We start from the raw sequence: 13320 nt of genomic DNA, 5'->3' as shown, positions 1-13320 counted from the left end.
TCTTATGATTCTTTTGCATACACTGAAAGTATGATTCTATTTGTTGTTGCGTCTTTGAGAGGTTGTAAAGTATGGTACAGAGTTCAAGCGTGTTACGTGAGCCAAGTATGGATGAAATTTTAACATCTATTCGTGAAATAATCGAAGAAAATGCGGTTCAATCTGATCACTTTTTAAATGAAGATGTTGCAGTGAACGCTTCGGAAGGTCGTTCAGAAGCTGCATCAGGAGGTATTTATGATACAACCTTATCGGTTGATGATGCTATGAAAGCTTTAGCTGATCGTATTGGTCTTTCTTCTGAAAATCAAGGGGGGAAGATAACGCAAGAGAAAGAGGATATAGAGGCAGAGAATAATACAGTTGGTATGGATATGCAAAAGATGAAGCTTTCTTCTGAAGAACGGAATTCTGTTTATAAAGCAAAAGAATATGAAGATGAGATAAGGAAATCACAGTCAGAAGCTAGAGGGGATGGTCATGTGGAATTGTCTGCATATTGTATTTCTTCTGCAGAAAAGATTGCAAAGGATGTGTTGCGTCCGGCTATAGCAGAATGGTTACAGTCTAAATTGCCTATTTTGCTGGAAGATATTTTGCGTGAAGAGATTGTGAAAGCGATTAAAAAATCATCTTAATTATTTTTATGTTTTTCATTTTATGAGAATTTTGTTTGCGATTTTGCGAGCTCTCTAGTGAATGGCTGAAAATCACGGGTTTTTGATCGGGATTTGATCATGTATTGTGTTTTTCAGCGGCGTTATGGATGGATAGAATGTTAGAAAAAAACTATGATGCTGCCTCTATAGAGCAACGGGTTGCAAAGAGATGGGAGACTCGTGGGGCCTTTAAAGTGGGAGCTGGTTCTAAAAGCGGTGCAGAACCTTTTTGCGTTATGCTTCCACCTCCTAATGTTACGGGTTCACTTCATATGGGGCACGCGCTCAATACGACAATTCAAGATATAATAGTTAGATTTCAGCGGATGCGTGGCAGAAACGTCTTGTGGCAGCCTGGTATGGATCATGCTGGGATTGCTACACAAATGGTTGTAGAGCGTCAACTTGCAGAACGCCAAGAGCCAACGCGTCAAGAAATGGGGAGAGAAAAGTTTATTGAGCGTATTTGGGAGTGGCGTTATGAAACTGGAGGCGTTATTTCAAACCAGTTGCGTCGCCTTGGGGTTTCATGTGATTGGTCGCGTGAGCGGTTTACAATGGATGAGGGGTTGTCGCAGGCAGTTCGTGAAGTCTTTGTCACGCTTTATAAGCAAGGGTTGATATATAGGGATAAGCGCCTCGTCAATTGGGATCCTAAATTGTTGACAGCTATTTCAGATCTTGAAGTTGAGCAAAAAGAAGTTCAAGGACATTTGTGGCACTTTAGATATCCACTTGAGGGTAAAATTTTTGATCCAAATGATGCGACAACTTTTATAACAGTGGCGACAACACGACCAGAAACAATGCTTGGTGATACAGGAATTGCTGTTAATCCTGAAGATGAGCGTTATAAAAATCTTATCGGTAAAAATGCTCTTTTGCCACTTGTTGGTCGTAGGTTATTAATTGTTGGTGATACGCATGCTGATCCTGAAGCTGGAAGTGGTGCTGTAAAAATCACACCAGCTCATGACTTTAATGACTTTGAAGTAGGACAGCGTAATCATTTACGCTTGATCAATATTTTTACCCAAAAAGCCGAGATTTTTCTCCGTGAAAATGAAGCCTTTTTTGATGGTTTGATTTTGTCAGATGAATTAAAAATGTTAGTAGAAAATCTCGATAAATCTGATCGTTTTGTTGCGCGCCAGAAGATTGTTTCTTTGATGGAAGAACAGGGATATTTAGCCTCTGTTGATGATCATACCCATATGGTTCCTCATGGAGATCGCAGTGGTGTTCTTATTGAGCCGTTTTTGACAGATCAATGGTATGTTCATGCTGCTGAATTAGCAAAGCCAGCGATAGAGGCTGTTCAACAAGGCAAAACGCGGTTCGTTCCTGATAGCTGGAAAAAGACTTACTTCAATTGGATGGAAAATATTCAACCTTGGTGCATTTCTCGCCAATTGTGGTGGGGACATCAGATTCCTGCTTGGTATGGTCCTGATGGGACGGTTTTTGTTGAAAAAAGTGAAAAAGAGGCTTTAGATTCAGCTTATGCTCATTATGGTGAGGTTGTTGAATTAATCCGTGATCCGGATGTTTTAGATACTTGGTTTTCATCAGCTCTCTGGCCTTTTTCAACATTAGGATGGCCAAATAAAACGACTGAATTATCTACTTTTTACCCAACATCTTTGTCTGTGACAGGATTTGATATTATTTTTTTCTGGGTTGCTCGTATGATGATGATGGGACTTCACTTTATGGGTGACGTTCCTTTTCCAACGGTCTATGTGCACGCTCTTGTTCGGGATCAAAAGGGTGCGAAGATGTCAAAATCAAAGGGAAATATTATTGATCCCTTAGAGCTTATTGATCAATATAGTGCTGATGCACTTCGGTTTACTTTAGCTATTATGGCAGCACAAGGTCGTGATGTAAAACTTGACGCTTCTCGTATTGCTGGTTATCGTAATTTTGCTACGAAATTGTGGAATGCTACCCGATTTGCACAGATGAATGGTGTGAAGCATGATCCAACTTTTAAGCCAGAACAAGCAAAATTGGCGCTTAATCGTTGGATTTTAACAGAGTTATCTAAAACGATTTCAGCAGTGACGACTGGTATTGAACACTATAAATTTAATGAGTCTGCTGCCACACTTTACCGTTTCGTTTGGAATACATTATGTGATTGGTATTTGGAGCTTCTCAAACCTATTTTTCAGGGGGAAAATGAAGATGCTAAAAATGAGGTTCAAGCTTGTACTGCTTGGGTTTTAGATGAAGTTTATAAACTTCTTCATCCTTTTATGCCTCATATGACGGAAGAGTTGTGGTCTCTTACAGAAACGCAAGCCATCAAGCGTGAGGATATGCTCGCATTGACAAAATGGCCAGAGGAAACATTGATAGATGAAGAAGCTGCTGATGATATTAATTGGCTTATTGATGTCGTTACAGGGATTCGGTCTGTACGTTTTGAAATGAATATTCCAGTGGCAACACAAGCACCTCTTGTTGTTGTTGAAGGAGGGGAAGTAACGCGAGAGCGTGTGAAGCGTTATGATGCACTTCTTAAAAAATTAGCGCGTATTGAAGTTATTGATTTCTCTGATAAAGTTCCGGAAGTGTCGGCACAAATGATTTTGGGAGAGGCTGTTTTTTGTTTACCATTAGGACAGTTGATCGATTTGGAGGCTGAACGTGTTCGTTTGAGGAAAGATGTCAGTAAAATTGAACAAGATATTGAGAAAATATCGCTTAAGTTAAACAACCCCAAATTTATAGCAAATGCGAAAGCAGAAATTGTTGAGCGTGAACGGAACAGGGTTGTAGAACTGCGTGCAGCGCAGAAGAAGATATTTGTTGCTTTAGAGCGGTTGGATTGATTTCAACTTTTTACTTTTTTGTGGATGATTTCATACCATTAGGTTTGGTATAGATCTTCTTTAAAGAGACTTTTTCTTTTGTTAGTTTTTCATGAACGATCATAAAATCTCTACTGAAATCCATAGTTTTCTGTTTATCATTAAAAAAACATCTTTTAAGGTACCCAAGCCTATCTCATGACGGAGATCATGAATAGTATAACGGTAAATCTATTGAGCTCCCCTTCTTTACGCTTGTAAAGTAACAAGCGCTGTGGCGCTATCCCGCCCCAATCCGGACAAGGACTTGGCACTTAAGACCGTTCATGAGAGGCATTGTTAGTTCTTTCTTACACAGAGTTTTTATCCACATAGCTCTCTCTGCTTGTAATGTGCAAGCGGATGGTTTTGATTGATTCAACATGGAACAGGTTTTGAATAAGAGAATCTTACGATATTCGAGGGACTCATTCAATATGCAAAAAAGTAAATTATCATTATAAATCAGTACGTTGTTTTATTACTGTAAAACATCATCATTTAGAGTAGCAATATAAGGCATGTAAAATTACACATGTGGTATTTTTGTTGTATGTAATGGTGAGTATTCTGAGGTAGGGCTTGTGTATAAAGTATGAAGTAATTCCATGTGAAATGATGTTAGGTGGAATCTGTTAAGCAAAAAGCTGTATTGTTTATAGATTGACGGTGGCAAAAAACTTCATCTTTAAGGTGGTAAGGCAGTTGTGAAGTTATAAGTTAACGATCATCATTATATTTATCTATCTTTCGTATTGTTTTTTATACTTAAATGCTTACCATTCATCATGTATTCTCTTCGTTCTCAAGTTGCTGTTTAATGCACGTTATTTTATTGAGCGATTTTTACTTATACGTATAAAATTTTAAAATCAATAAATCCTAGAATGTTAAAGGAGGTGTTACAAAATATAGGATAATGATTTATATTTAAAAATCAATTTGTTATATATAAAAATGGATACTTAATTTTATCGAACATTTTGGATGGTTTTTATTTATTGATCTTTTCTTTTAAAATTTTTATTTTGAAATCGCGTGTGCTTTTTACTAAGAAAAAGGGTTTAAATATCTACAAAGAAATTTGTAACAGATATAATCATTAAAATTGAGATAGGGGGGAAATGGTTAATAGGTTTCAGATATGGAAAAAAGCCACTATTGTTGTGATTTTAGGGGGATTTTTTTCGACTGTTTATGCAATAGATGTCAATAGCTTGCAAGAAGCGAATGATGGTGCGTTTTATTTTTTTAAACGTGGTATGTCTGCTTATAAAGATGGGCATATAAATCAGGCTATTGCAGCATTACGTCGTGCGGCTAAGAGAGGCCATATTGGTGCGAATTGGAAACTAGGCTCTATCTATGCAAATGGTGATGGTGTCCCTAAAAATGATTATAAGGCATATTATTTTTTTGCATATATTGTTGAAAAAGGCACTGATCTTGGTTCAGAGGATGAAAGTTATGTTTCTGATGCATTGGTTAAACTTGCGGGATATATAAAAAAAGGTATTCCTCAATCACCTGTGAAACCTGATCCTTCTTATGCTGCTCATCTTTATATGCAGGCTGCGGTGAACTATGGAAATTCTAAAGCTCAGTATCATTTAGGAAAAATATTTTTAAAGGGAGAGGGAAGGGAGAAGAATCTTATACAAGCAGCACGATGGTTTCAACTTTCAGCAAAAAAAGGAAATCCTTCCGCCCAAGCAATGCTTGGAAATATGCTGCTTCAAGAAGGAAAAATTGTCCGTGGGGCAGCATTGTTAACTGCTGCCTATGAAAAAGCTAATGTAAAAGACAGAAATTGGATTCGCCCTTTGCAAGAACAGGCTTTTGCTCTTTGTAATGAATTTGAGAGACGTACAGCAATTTCACTGGTTGCTGATATTTTAAAAAATAACAGTTTTTAAACATCTGATTGTAATATTTTTACATTCTCTCATCCGTTATTAAACTCTACTGTCTTGTGTCTAAGTTTACAGTAGAGATAGCTTTTTGTGATAATATAACGGCTAATGACTTAAGATTTTAGACAAAAATTCTTGCGTTCTTGGTGTTCTCGCTTGTGGATCAGAAAAGAACTCTTTAGATGAACAGTCTTCAAGAATTGTTCCTTGATCTATGAAAATAACACGCTCCGAGACTTTTTGTGCAAATCCCATTTCATGGGTTACACAAATCATCGTCATACCTTCTTCTGCTAAGCTAATCATGACATCGAGCACTTCACCTACCATTTCAGGATCTAGAGCAGATGTTGGTTCATCAAAAAGCATGACAAGTGGATCCATAGTTAAGGCACGTGCAATAGCAACACGTTGTTGTTGCCCTCCAGAAAGTTGACCAGGATATTTATCTTTGTGTTCAATCAGCCCAACGCGTTCAAGATACAACAATCCACGTTCAAGTGCTTCTTTTTTGCTTCGTTTTAGGACTTTGATTTGCGCAATTGTCAAATTTTCTGTGACAGATAAATGGGGGAAAAGCTCGAAGTGTTGAAATACCATTCCCACCTGACTTCGCAATTTAGGCAGATTCGTTTTTTTTGAATGAACTGGTACTCCGTTAATCCAAATTTCACCTTTTTGAAAAGGAACGAGAGCGTTAATAGTTTTAATGAGTGTTGACTTTCCTGATCCTGATGGACCACAAACGACAACGACCTCTCCTTTATTAATGTTGGTTGTACAGTTTTTAAGGACGTTAATTTCGCCATACCAATTAGAAACATTTTTTATTTCGATCATATGAGTAGACATTTTTTTTCCTATTAGCGAATAATGGATACTTTTTTTTGTAAATACAAAACTATTTGTGACAGTGTAAAACAGATAACAAAATAGAAAACAGCTGCTAAGATATAAGCTTCTTGCTTTACACCAAAATTATTAGCAGCAATATCAAAACCATTTAAAAGACTGTTGCCACTGATTGCATAAACAAGGGTTGTATCCTGAAAAAGGATAATAACTTGTGTTAAAAAAACTGGTAGCATGTCCCTAAAGGCTTGAGGAAGAATGACAATGTACATACTTTGCCAATATGTCATTCCGAGAGCTTGTCCCGCATATTTTTGTCCTTGCGAAACTGAGTTTATGCCAGCACGCATAATTTCTGCAAAATAAGCCGTTTCAAATGCGGTAAAGGTAATGAGTGCTGATTTATTTGCACCGATGGATGTACCGGTTAAAAAAGGCAAAAGCACGAAAAACCATAAGATAACCATCACAAGTGGTATTGAACGCATAGCTGTTATGTAAACGATTGCAAACCAAGAAAGAAGTTTTATGGAAGAAAGGCGCATCATTGCTAAAAGGGCGCCGAAAACAAACCCCAATACCGTTGCAAAAAGAGTTAGAAAAACGCTAAAGAGCAAACCTGATAAAATGTAAGAACGAAATACATCAAAGGTAAAAAAGGAAAAATCAAAGTCGGAAAAATTGAAAGGAAAATAAAGTCCAAACTGAGAGCTTATGAAATTCATCATTTTCAATTTCCCTTTGTTTGAAAATTAGGAATTTTGAGTATTTGTTCAATGACGGTCATCACAATGAATACGAATAAGGCTATTAGAATATAAAGAATCGTAACAAGCAAATAGTTTTCGTAAACATGGCTTACCTCTTCAATTGCTTGGTATTGAAATTGCATGAGCTCGTTTATTGAAACGGCGAATGCTATAGATGAATTTTTTACAATGCCCATTGCTTCTGAAGTAAGAGGCGGCATAATTGTACGTATAGCACGTGGTAGTATTATATAGCGATAACTTTGATAAGTTGTAAATCCCATTGCCATAGCAGCATAACGTTGTCCAGAAGGAATCGCTTCAATGCCTGAACGAACCTGTTCTGCAATGCGTGCAGATGTAAAGAATCCCAATGCGCATGTTATTAAGAGAATGGGGGAAAATTTCATCGCTGGTGGATAAATCTTAGGAACAACAAAATACCACAAAAATACTTGTACAAGAAGGGGAATATTACGCATAATCTCTACCCAAATAGTACCGATAATGCGAAATATATAATTGATTATAGATGTTTTTGGTAAAGTGCGCATTGTTCCTATAATAACACCACACAATACAGCTAATATAAGTGAAGTGATAGACAATATAACCGTATTTTTTAAGCCATCGAGAAGTGTATCTAAATAGGTATGACTTACGCCGGGAGTTCCCATGCATCCTGTTACCAGTGTTTGGGTAAGGTCATCTCTACAAAGGAAAGAAAAGTCCATTAATTGATATTCCCTCAAATTAGTCATTCACAAATAGGACAATAAATTAAGCGCATCTACATAGGCTAAATTTATTAAAAAGTGAATTAAAATATAAACCACACTCAATTTTTAAAGAGTGTGGTTCTTCTTTATTAAATTTTATAAATCTTTCTCTGTGTAGCTTTCTCGAGGCTTATTATTTGGGTGATCCCAAGCATATCTTGTTTGTTTTGACAAGGGAAGGTTCATAACAGTGTTAGCAGGTGGAATCGGTTTCATAAACCACTTATTGTAAAGCTTTTCAAGTGATTCATCTTTAATCTGACGTACGATACTATCGTTGATTGTTTGTTCAAATTTTTTGTCATTTAATCTGAGCATACAGGCGATAGGTTCGACTGAAAGTACAGTATCAAGAATGACATAATCAGATGGATTCTTTGATTTAGCAATATGTCCAGCAAGAATTGAAGCATCCATAACAAAAGCATCTGCCTTACCAGATTCTAATAATAAAAAACTATCTCCGTGATCTTTCCCCTTTAAAACTTTAAACTGAATGTTTTTTGCACGTTTGTTTTTACGAATAAGTTGAACAGATGTTGTACCGGTGGTCGTTGCGACTGTTTTTCCATTTAAATCGTCAAGAGATTTAATGTTAGAGTTTTTCTTTACAGCAATCCGGACCTCTTCAATGTATGTCGTATAAGCAAATGCTGCTTCTTTACTGCGGGCAATATCATTTGTTGTTGAGCCGCACTCAAAATCATAGGTTTTATTTTTTAAGAGAGGAATTCTATTTTGAGAAGTGATGGGAAGATAATGAATTTTAATTGGTTTACCAATTTTTGTTGAGATATCATCAATGATACGTTCTGCCATTTCTGTATGAAAACCTACATATTTATTATTACCAAGGGCGTAGCCTAAACCAGATGATTCACGGACACCTAAAGTAATTTCCCCTGTTCGTTTTATTTTTTCAAGAGTATCATGTTCAGCATGCGCGACGCTTGTGAATCCAATGGCCGTTGCTGCAATAAACATTAATAATGATTTCTTCATTTATGGACTCCATTCATTTATCTTTACTTTAGCTGTTTAAGATATACTGTTTACATGGTGTAGCATAGTTATTATGTTTGAGTGGAATTTTTTTGGTGTTTCATAATGGGGGTTGGACTTTCTTAATTGATATTAAGGTGAATCCAAACGGGAACGTGGTCGGACGGTTTTTGATATCCCCTTACTTCTGTTTGACTATGAGCGCAAATAAGTTGATCAACAGCTTCTGGTGATAATAATAAATGATCAATGCGAATCCCATTATTCTTAGGCCAAGCACCCGCCTGAAAATCCCAAAAACTGAAGGAGGGAGTATCGGTGACATTCCGGATAGCATCGTAAAGACCTAAATTAAGAATACGTTGAAATACTTTTCTTGTTTCTTGAAGAAATAAGGCATCTTGACACCATTCTTGAGGTTTTTTTGCATCTAATGGAGCGGGGATGACATTATAATCACCTGCTAGAATAAGGGGTTCTTCATACGCAAGCAATGATTTTGCATGTGTATATAATCTTTCCATCCATTCTATTTTATAGGAATATTTTTCACTCTCAATAGGATTCCCATTTGGTAAATAGAGAGATGCAACACGAACAACACCTTTGTTTGTTGAATAAACAGCTTCAATGTAACGTGTTTGCTCATCATTATCATTGCCTGGTAATCGACGGATCACTTCATCCGGTGTTTTTTTAGAGAGAATCGCAACACCATTAAAACTTTTTTGTCCGTGTGTTTCTATGTGGTAACCTAAATTTTCAATTGCATCGCGTGGAAAATTTTCATCAATACTTTTAATTTCCTGTAAACAGACTATGTCCGGCTGGCTTTGCTGCAGCCATTGACATAATGTTTCATGTCGTGCTTTTATTCCAGCAATATTCCACGTTACTATTTTCATGGCGCTCATCATTAGATATCAAGCATGTAATTCAATTTAATTTACTGCATTCATGTTTTATTACAGTCACATTGCTGCTTCTTTTATTTATAGGGATATTACTATGGTAAATTGATTTATCAAGAGTAGCGGTAAAAGCAAATTTAAAGTTTTAAAATTTAATTTATTTTCATTTTTAAAAACTTTCTGCTGTTTAGTTCTTGACGAATGTAAGTGTTCTCGCTATTAGAGATGGACATAACCGATGTGGATGTGATCAGGTGTTTTGGATATGAACCGGAAGATTATTCACAGGTGTTAAGAAGATTAAAAGCAAATGCTAGTGCAAAAGGCTATTGCCTTCTCTGCTTGTGGTCGGGTGAACTGTTATTTGCAGGTGTGCCCGATTTTGTGTGTAGACTTAGATATCTGTTCCAATTTTGTTGGAGTGGATAGAAATGAAATAGAAAAGCCCGATTGGGTGAGACGAATATAGATCGAAAAGAGGAAGGTTGCATGCCTACCGTAAACCAGTTGATTCGCAAACCGCGTGTAGCGCCAGTTAAACGTAATAAGGTTCCTGCTTTGCAGTCGAATCCGCAGAAGCGTGGTGTTTGTACGCGTGTTTATACAACAACGCCGAAGAAACCTAATTCTGCTCTTCGTAAAGTTGCTAAGATTCGCTTGACGAATGGATTTGAGGTGATTGGTTATATTCCTGGAGAGGGACATAATCTTCAAGAGCACTCTGTTGTGATGATTCGCGGTGGTCGTGTGAAAGATTTGCCAGGAGTTCGTTATCACATTATTCGTGGTTTGCTTGATACGCAGGGTGTCAAGAATCGTAAACAGCGTCGTTCAAAGTATGGCGCAAAGCGTCCAAAATAATATTGAGAGACAAAGCTAATGTCCCGTCGTCATAGAGCAGAAAAGCGTGAAATTAATCCAGATCCTAAGTTTGGTGATTTGGTTATTATGAAATTTATGAATGCCATTATGTTTGATGGTAAAAAATCAGTTGCAGAGCGTATTGTTTATGGTGCGCTCGATTCTGTAGAAAAAAGAGTAAAAACAGATCCTGTGGCTCTATTTCATCGGGCCTTAGAGAATGTTGCTCCTCATATTGAGGTTCGCTCACGCCGTGTTGGTGGTGCTACTTATCAAGTTCCGATTGATGTTCGTCCTGATCGTCGTCAGGCTCTTGCTATTCGTTGGTTGATTGCTGCGGCACGTGGTCGGAATGAAACGACGATGATTGAGCGTTTATCTGGTGAATTGATGGATGCGGCTAATAATCGCGGTTCTGCCGTGAAAAAGCGTGAAGATGTTCATCGTATGGCTGAGGCTAATCGTGCTTTTTCTCACTATCGCTGGTAGAAGTTTTAAACTAAGGCAAATATAATGGCTCGCGAATATAAAATTGAAGATTATCGTAATTTTGGTATTATGGCGCATATTGATGCTGGTAAGACTACGATGACTGAACGTATTCTGTTCTATACCGGTAAGAATCATAAAATTGGTGAGACCCACGATGGTGCTTCTACGATGGATTGGATGGAGCAGGAGCAGGAGCGCGGTATTACGATTACGTCTGCTGCGACAACGACGTTTTGGGAAGGGCGTGATGGTCGGAAGCGTCGCTTTAATATTATTGATACGCCAGGGCACGTTGATTTTACGATTGAAGTTGAGCGCTCTTTGCGTGTTCTTGATGGTGCGATAGCCTTGTTGGATGCAAATGCTGGTGTGGAGCCTCAGACGGAAACTGTTTGGCGGCAGGCTGAGAAATATCGTGTGCCTCGTATGGTTTTTGTTAATAAAATGGACAAAATAGGAGCTGACTTCTATCGTAGTGTGGAGATGGTTGGTTCTCGGTTGGGTGCTAAAGCGCTTGTTTTGCAGTTGCCGATTGGTGCTGAAAATGACTTTGAAGGCGTTGTTGATCTTGTAGAAATGAAGGCTTTAAAGTGGGATGGTTCTATTGGTGCCTCGGCGGTGATAAGTGAAATTCCCTCTGATTTAAGAGAGAAAGCTGAAGAATATCGCGAGAAATTGATTGAGATGGCTGTGGAGGTTGATGAAGCTGCGACAGAGGCTTATTTGGAAGGTGTTATGCCAACCAATGAAAAGCTTGTTTCTCTCATTCGTAGGGGGACAGTAGAAGTTCAGTTTCATCCGGTTCTTTGTGGTACAGCTTTTAAAAACAAGGGAATTCAGCCGCTTTTGGATGCTGTTGTTTCTTATCTTCCTTCTCCAGTTGATGTTCCGGCAATTAGTGGTATTGATGTGAAGACTGAGACTGAGACGACACGCGAATCTTCAGATGATGCTCCACTATCTATGCTTGCTTTTAAAATTATGAATGATCCTTTTGTTGGTTCGTTGACGTTCTGTCGTATTTACTCAGGTAAAGTTCAGAAAGGTATTTCTCTTGAGAATACTGTGAAAAAGAAGAAAGAGCGTTTGGGGCGTATGCTTCAAATGCATTCAAATTCTCGTGAGGATATTGAAGAAGCATTTGCTGGTGATATTGTTGCTCTCGCAGGACTTAAGGAGACGACAACAGGTGATACTCTTTGTGATCCTTTGAAGCCTGTTATTTTGGAGCGGATGGAATTTCCAGAGCCCGTTATTGAGATTGCAATTGAACCGAAAACAAAAGCAGATCAAGAAAAAATGGGTATTGCTCTTAATCGTCTGGCAGCCGAAGATCCTTCATTTCGTGTTAAATCGGATGAGGAATCTGGTCAGACTATTATAGCTGGAATGGGTGAGCTTCATCTTGATATTATTGTTGACCGTATGCGCCGTGAATTTAAGGTTGAAGCAAATGTTGGGCAGCCTCAAGTTGCTTATCGTGAGTCAATTACTAAAATGGCGGAAATTGATTATACGCATAAGAAACAATCGGGTGGTGCTGGTCAATTTGCTCGTGTAAAAATTATTTTTGAGCCTCATGATGGTGATGACTTTATTTTTGAGTCAAAGATTGTTGGTGGTGCTGTTCCTAAAGAATATATTCCTGGTGTCCAAAAAGGGATTGAAAGTGTTATGGGGTCAGGTCCTCTTGCGGGCTTTCCTATGCTTGGTGTAAAAGCGACACTCATTGATGGTGGCTATCACGATGTTGATTCCTCGGTTTTGGCTTTTGAAATTGCTGCTCGTGCAGCTTTTCGTGATGGAGCAAAGAAGGCTGGTGCGCAGCTTCTTGAACCGATCATGAAGGTGGAAGTTGTTACACCAGATGATTATGTTGGTGATGTTATTGGTGATCTCAATTCTCGTCGAGGACAGATTTCGGGAACTGAAGCGCGCGGTATTGCAACGGTTGTGAATGCAATGGTTCCTTTGGCAAATATGTTTGGTTATGTGAATACCCTTCGCTCTATGAGTCAGGGGCGTGCACAGTATACAATGCAGTTTGATCATTACGAGCCTGTACCTTCGGCTGTTGCTTTGGAGATTCAAAAGAAATACGCGTAATTTCAGGTTGGTAATTAATTTTTAACTTAGTCCTTGGCTTGGACGGAAAATGGAGAGCTCAGATGGCGAAGAGCAAGTTTGAACGAACAAAACCGCATGTTAATATTGGTACGATTGGTCACGTTGATCATGGGAAGA

Annotated in this window: 11 protein-coding genes and 1 pseudogene; 7 read left to right on the top strand and 5 right to left on the bottom strand. The window is 38.1% G+C overall.

Annotated features, from left to right (window positions below):
• The first annotated feature begins 71 nt into the window (after positions 1-71).
• The 3 genes from ACFIKG_RS04895 to ACFIKG_RS04885 all read left to right on the top strand — a co-directional run bounded on the left by ACFIKG_RS04895 (position 72) and on the right by ACFIKG_RS04885 (position 5433).
• The gene (locus ACFIKG_RS04895; protein WP_375626573.1) at positions 72-638 is read left to right on the top strand and encodes a DUF2497 domain-containing protein; all 567 of its coding nucleotides are present in this window, start codon (positions 72-74) and stop codon (positions 636-638) included.
• Between the two features lie 137 nt (positions 639-775).
• Positions 776-3499: a valine--tRNA ligase gene (locus tag ACFIKG_RS04890; protein WP_375626592.1), complete on the top strand. Its 2724-nt coding sequence runs from the start codon at positions 776-778 to the stop codon at positions 3497-3499.
• Positions 3500-4641: 1142 nt separating this feature from the next.
• Entirely contained in the window at positions 4642-5433 is a 792-nt protein-coding gene (locus ACFIKG_RS04885; protein WP_375627143.1) for a tetratricopeptide repeat protein, read from the top strand.
• A 102-nt stretch (positions 5434-5535) separates the two neighbouring features.
• Here the strand turns inward: ACFIKG_RS04885 and ACFIKG_RS04880 are convergent, their stop codons facing one another.
• From ACFIKG_RS04880 to xth, 5 genes are all read right to left on the bottom strand, one after another.
• Positions 5536-6282: an amino acid ABC transporter ATP-binding protein gene (locus ACFIKG_RS04880; protein WP_375626577.1), complete on the bottom strand. Its 747-nt coding sequence runs from the start codon at positions 6280-6282 to the stop codon at positions 5536-5538.
• Positions 6283-6293: 11 nt separating this feature from the next.
• A complete protein-coding gene (locus tag ACFIKG_RS04875) occupies positions 6294-7010 on the bottom strand; it encodes an amino acid ABC transporter permease (RefSeq protein ID WP_375651852.1) in 717 nt (238 codons plus the stop codon).
• Positions 7011-7012: 2 nt separating this feature from the next.
• Entirely contained in the window at positions 7013-7765 is a 753-nt protein-coding gene (locus tag ACFIKG_RS04870) for an amino acid ABC transporter permease (RefSeq protein ID WP_375627146.1), read from the bottom strand.
• A 141-nt stretch (positions 7766-7906) separates the two neighbouring features.
• Positions 7907-8812 (bottom strand): transporter substrate-binding domain-containing protein, encoded by a 906-nt coding sequence (locus ACFIKG_RS04865; protein WP_375626581.1) that lies wholly within the window; start codon positions 8810-8812, stop codon positions 7907-7909.
• A gap of 122 nt (positions 8813-8934) precedes the next feature.
• Positions 8935-9717 carry an exodeoxyribonuclease III gene (gene xth / locus ACFIKG_RS04860; RefSeq protein ID WP_375626583.1) on the bottom strand — a complete coding sequence of 261 codons (783 nt, stop codon included), beginning with the start codon at positions 9715-9717 and terminating at the stop codon, positions 8935-8937.
• Positions 9718-10212: 495 nt separating this feature from the next.
• Between xth and rpsL the strand changes: the two genes are divergently transcribed.
• The 4 genes and pseudogenes from rpsL to ACFIKG_RS04840 all read left to right on the top strand — a co-directional run.
• Positions 10213-10584, top strand: coding sequence for a 30S ribosomal protein S12 (rpsL, locus tag ACFIKG_RS04855; RefSeq protein ID WP_005773262.1), 372 nt, complete (start codon positions 10213-10215; stop codon positions 10582-10584).
• A gap of 18 nt (positions 10585-10602) precedes the next feature.
• Entirely contained in the window at positions 10603-11073 is a 471-nt protein-coding gene (rpsG, locus tag ACFIKG_RS04850; protein ID WP_015856589.1) for a 30S ribosomal protein S7, read from the top strand.
• Positions 11074-11097: 24 nt separating this feature from the next.
• A complete protein-coding gene (gene fusA / locus ACFIKG_RS04845) occupies positions 11098-13182 on the top strand; it encodes an elongation factor G (protein ID WP_375651851.1) in 2085 nt (694 codons plus the stop codon).
• Between the two features lie 62 nt (positions 13183-13244).
• Positions 13245-13320, top strand: a pseudogene (locus ACFIKG_RS04840) (elongation factor Tu); the annotation flags it as partial.

This window comes from Bartonella sp. LB28NMGDW, assembly GCF_042194435.1.
GTDB lineage: Bacteria > Pseudomonadota > Alphaproteobacteria > Rhizobiales > Rhizobiaceae > Bartonella > Bartonella grahamii.
The sequence above is the reverse complement of the archived record's forward strand: the minus strand, read 5'-3'. Positions and strand labels throughout refer to the sequence as shown.

Coding starts and splice junctions, on each gene's coding strand:
- ACFIKG_RS04895 (WP_375626573.1), top strand. CDS start 72: ATGGTACAGAGTTCAAGCGTGTTACGTGAGCCAAGTATGGATGAAATT.
- ACFIKG_RS04890 (WP_375626592.1), top strand. CDS start 776: ATGTTAGAAAAAAACTATGATGCTGCCTCTATAGAGCAACGGGTTGCA.
- ACFIKG_RS04885 (WP_375627143.1), top strand. CDS start 4,642: ATGGTTAATAGGTTTCAGATATGGAAAAAAGCCACTATTGTTGTGATT.
- ACFIKG_RS04880 (WP_375626577.1), bottom strand. CDS start 6,282: ATGTCTACTCATATGATCGAAATAAAAAATGTTTCTAATTGGTATGGC.
- ACFIKG_RS04875 (WP_375651852.1), bottom strand. CDS start 7,010: ATGATGAATTTCATAAGCTCTCAGTTTGGACTTTATTTTCCTTTCAAT.
- ACFIKG_RS04870 (WP_375627146.1), bottom strand. CDS start 7,765: ATGGACTTTTCTTTCCTTTGTAGAGATGACCTTACCCAAACACTGGTA.
- ACFIKG_RS04865 (WP_375626581.1), bottom strand. CDS start 8,812: ATGAAGAAATCATTATTAATGTTTATTGCAGCAACGGCCATTGGATTC.
- xth (WP_375626583.1), bottom strand. CDS start 9,717: ATGAAAATAGTAACGTGGAATATTGCTGGAATAAAAGCACGACATGAA.
- rpsL (WP_005773262.1), top strand. CDS start 10,213: ATGCCTACCGTAAACCAGTTGATTCGCAAACCGCGTGTAGCGCCAGTT.
- rpsG (WP_015856589.1), top strand. CDS start 10,603: ATGTCCCGTCGTCATAGAGCAGAAAAGCGTGAAATTAATCCAGATCCT.
- fusA (WP_375651851.1), top strand. CDS start 11,098: ATGGCTCGCGAATATAAAATTGAAGATTATCGTAATTTTGGTATTATG.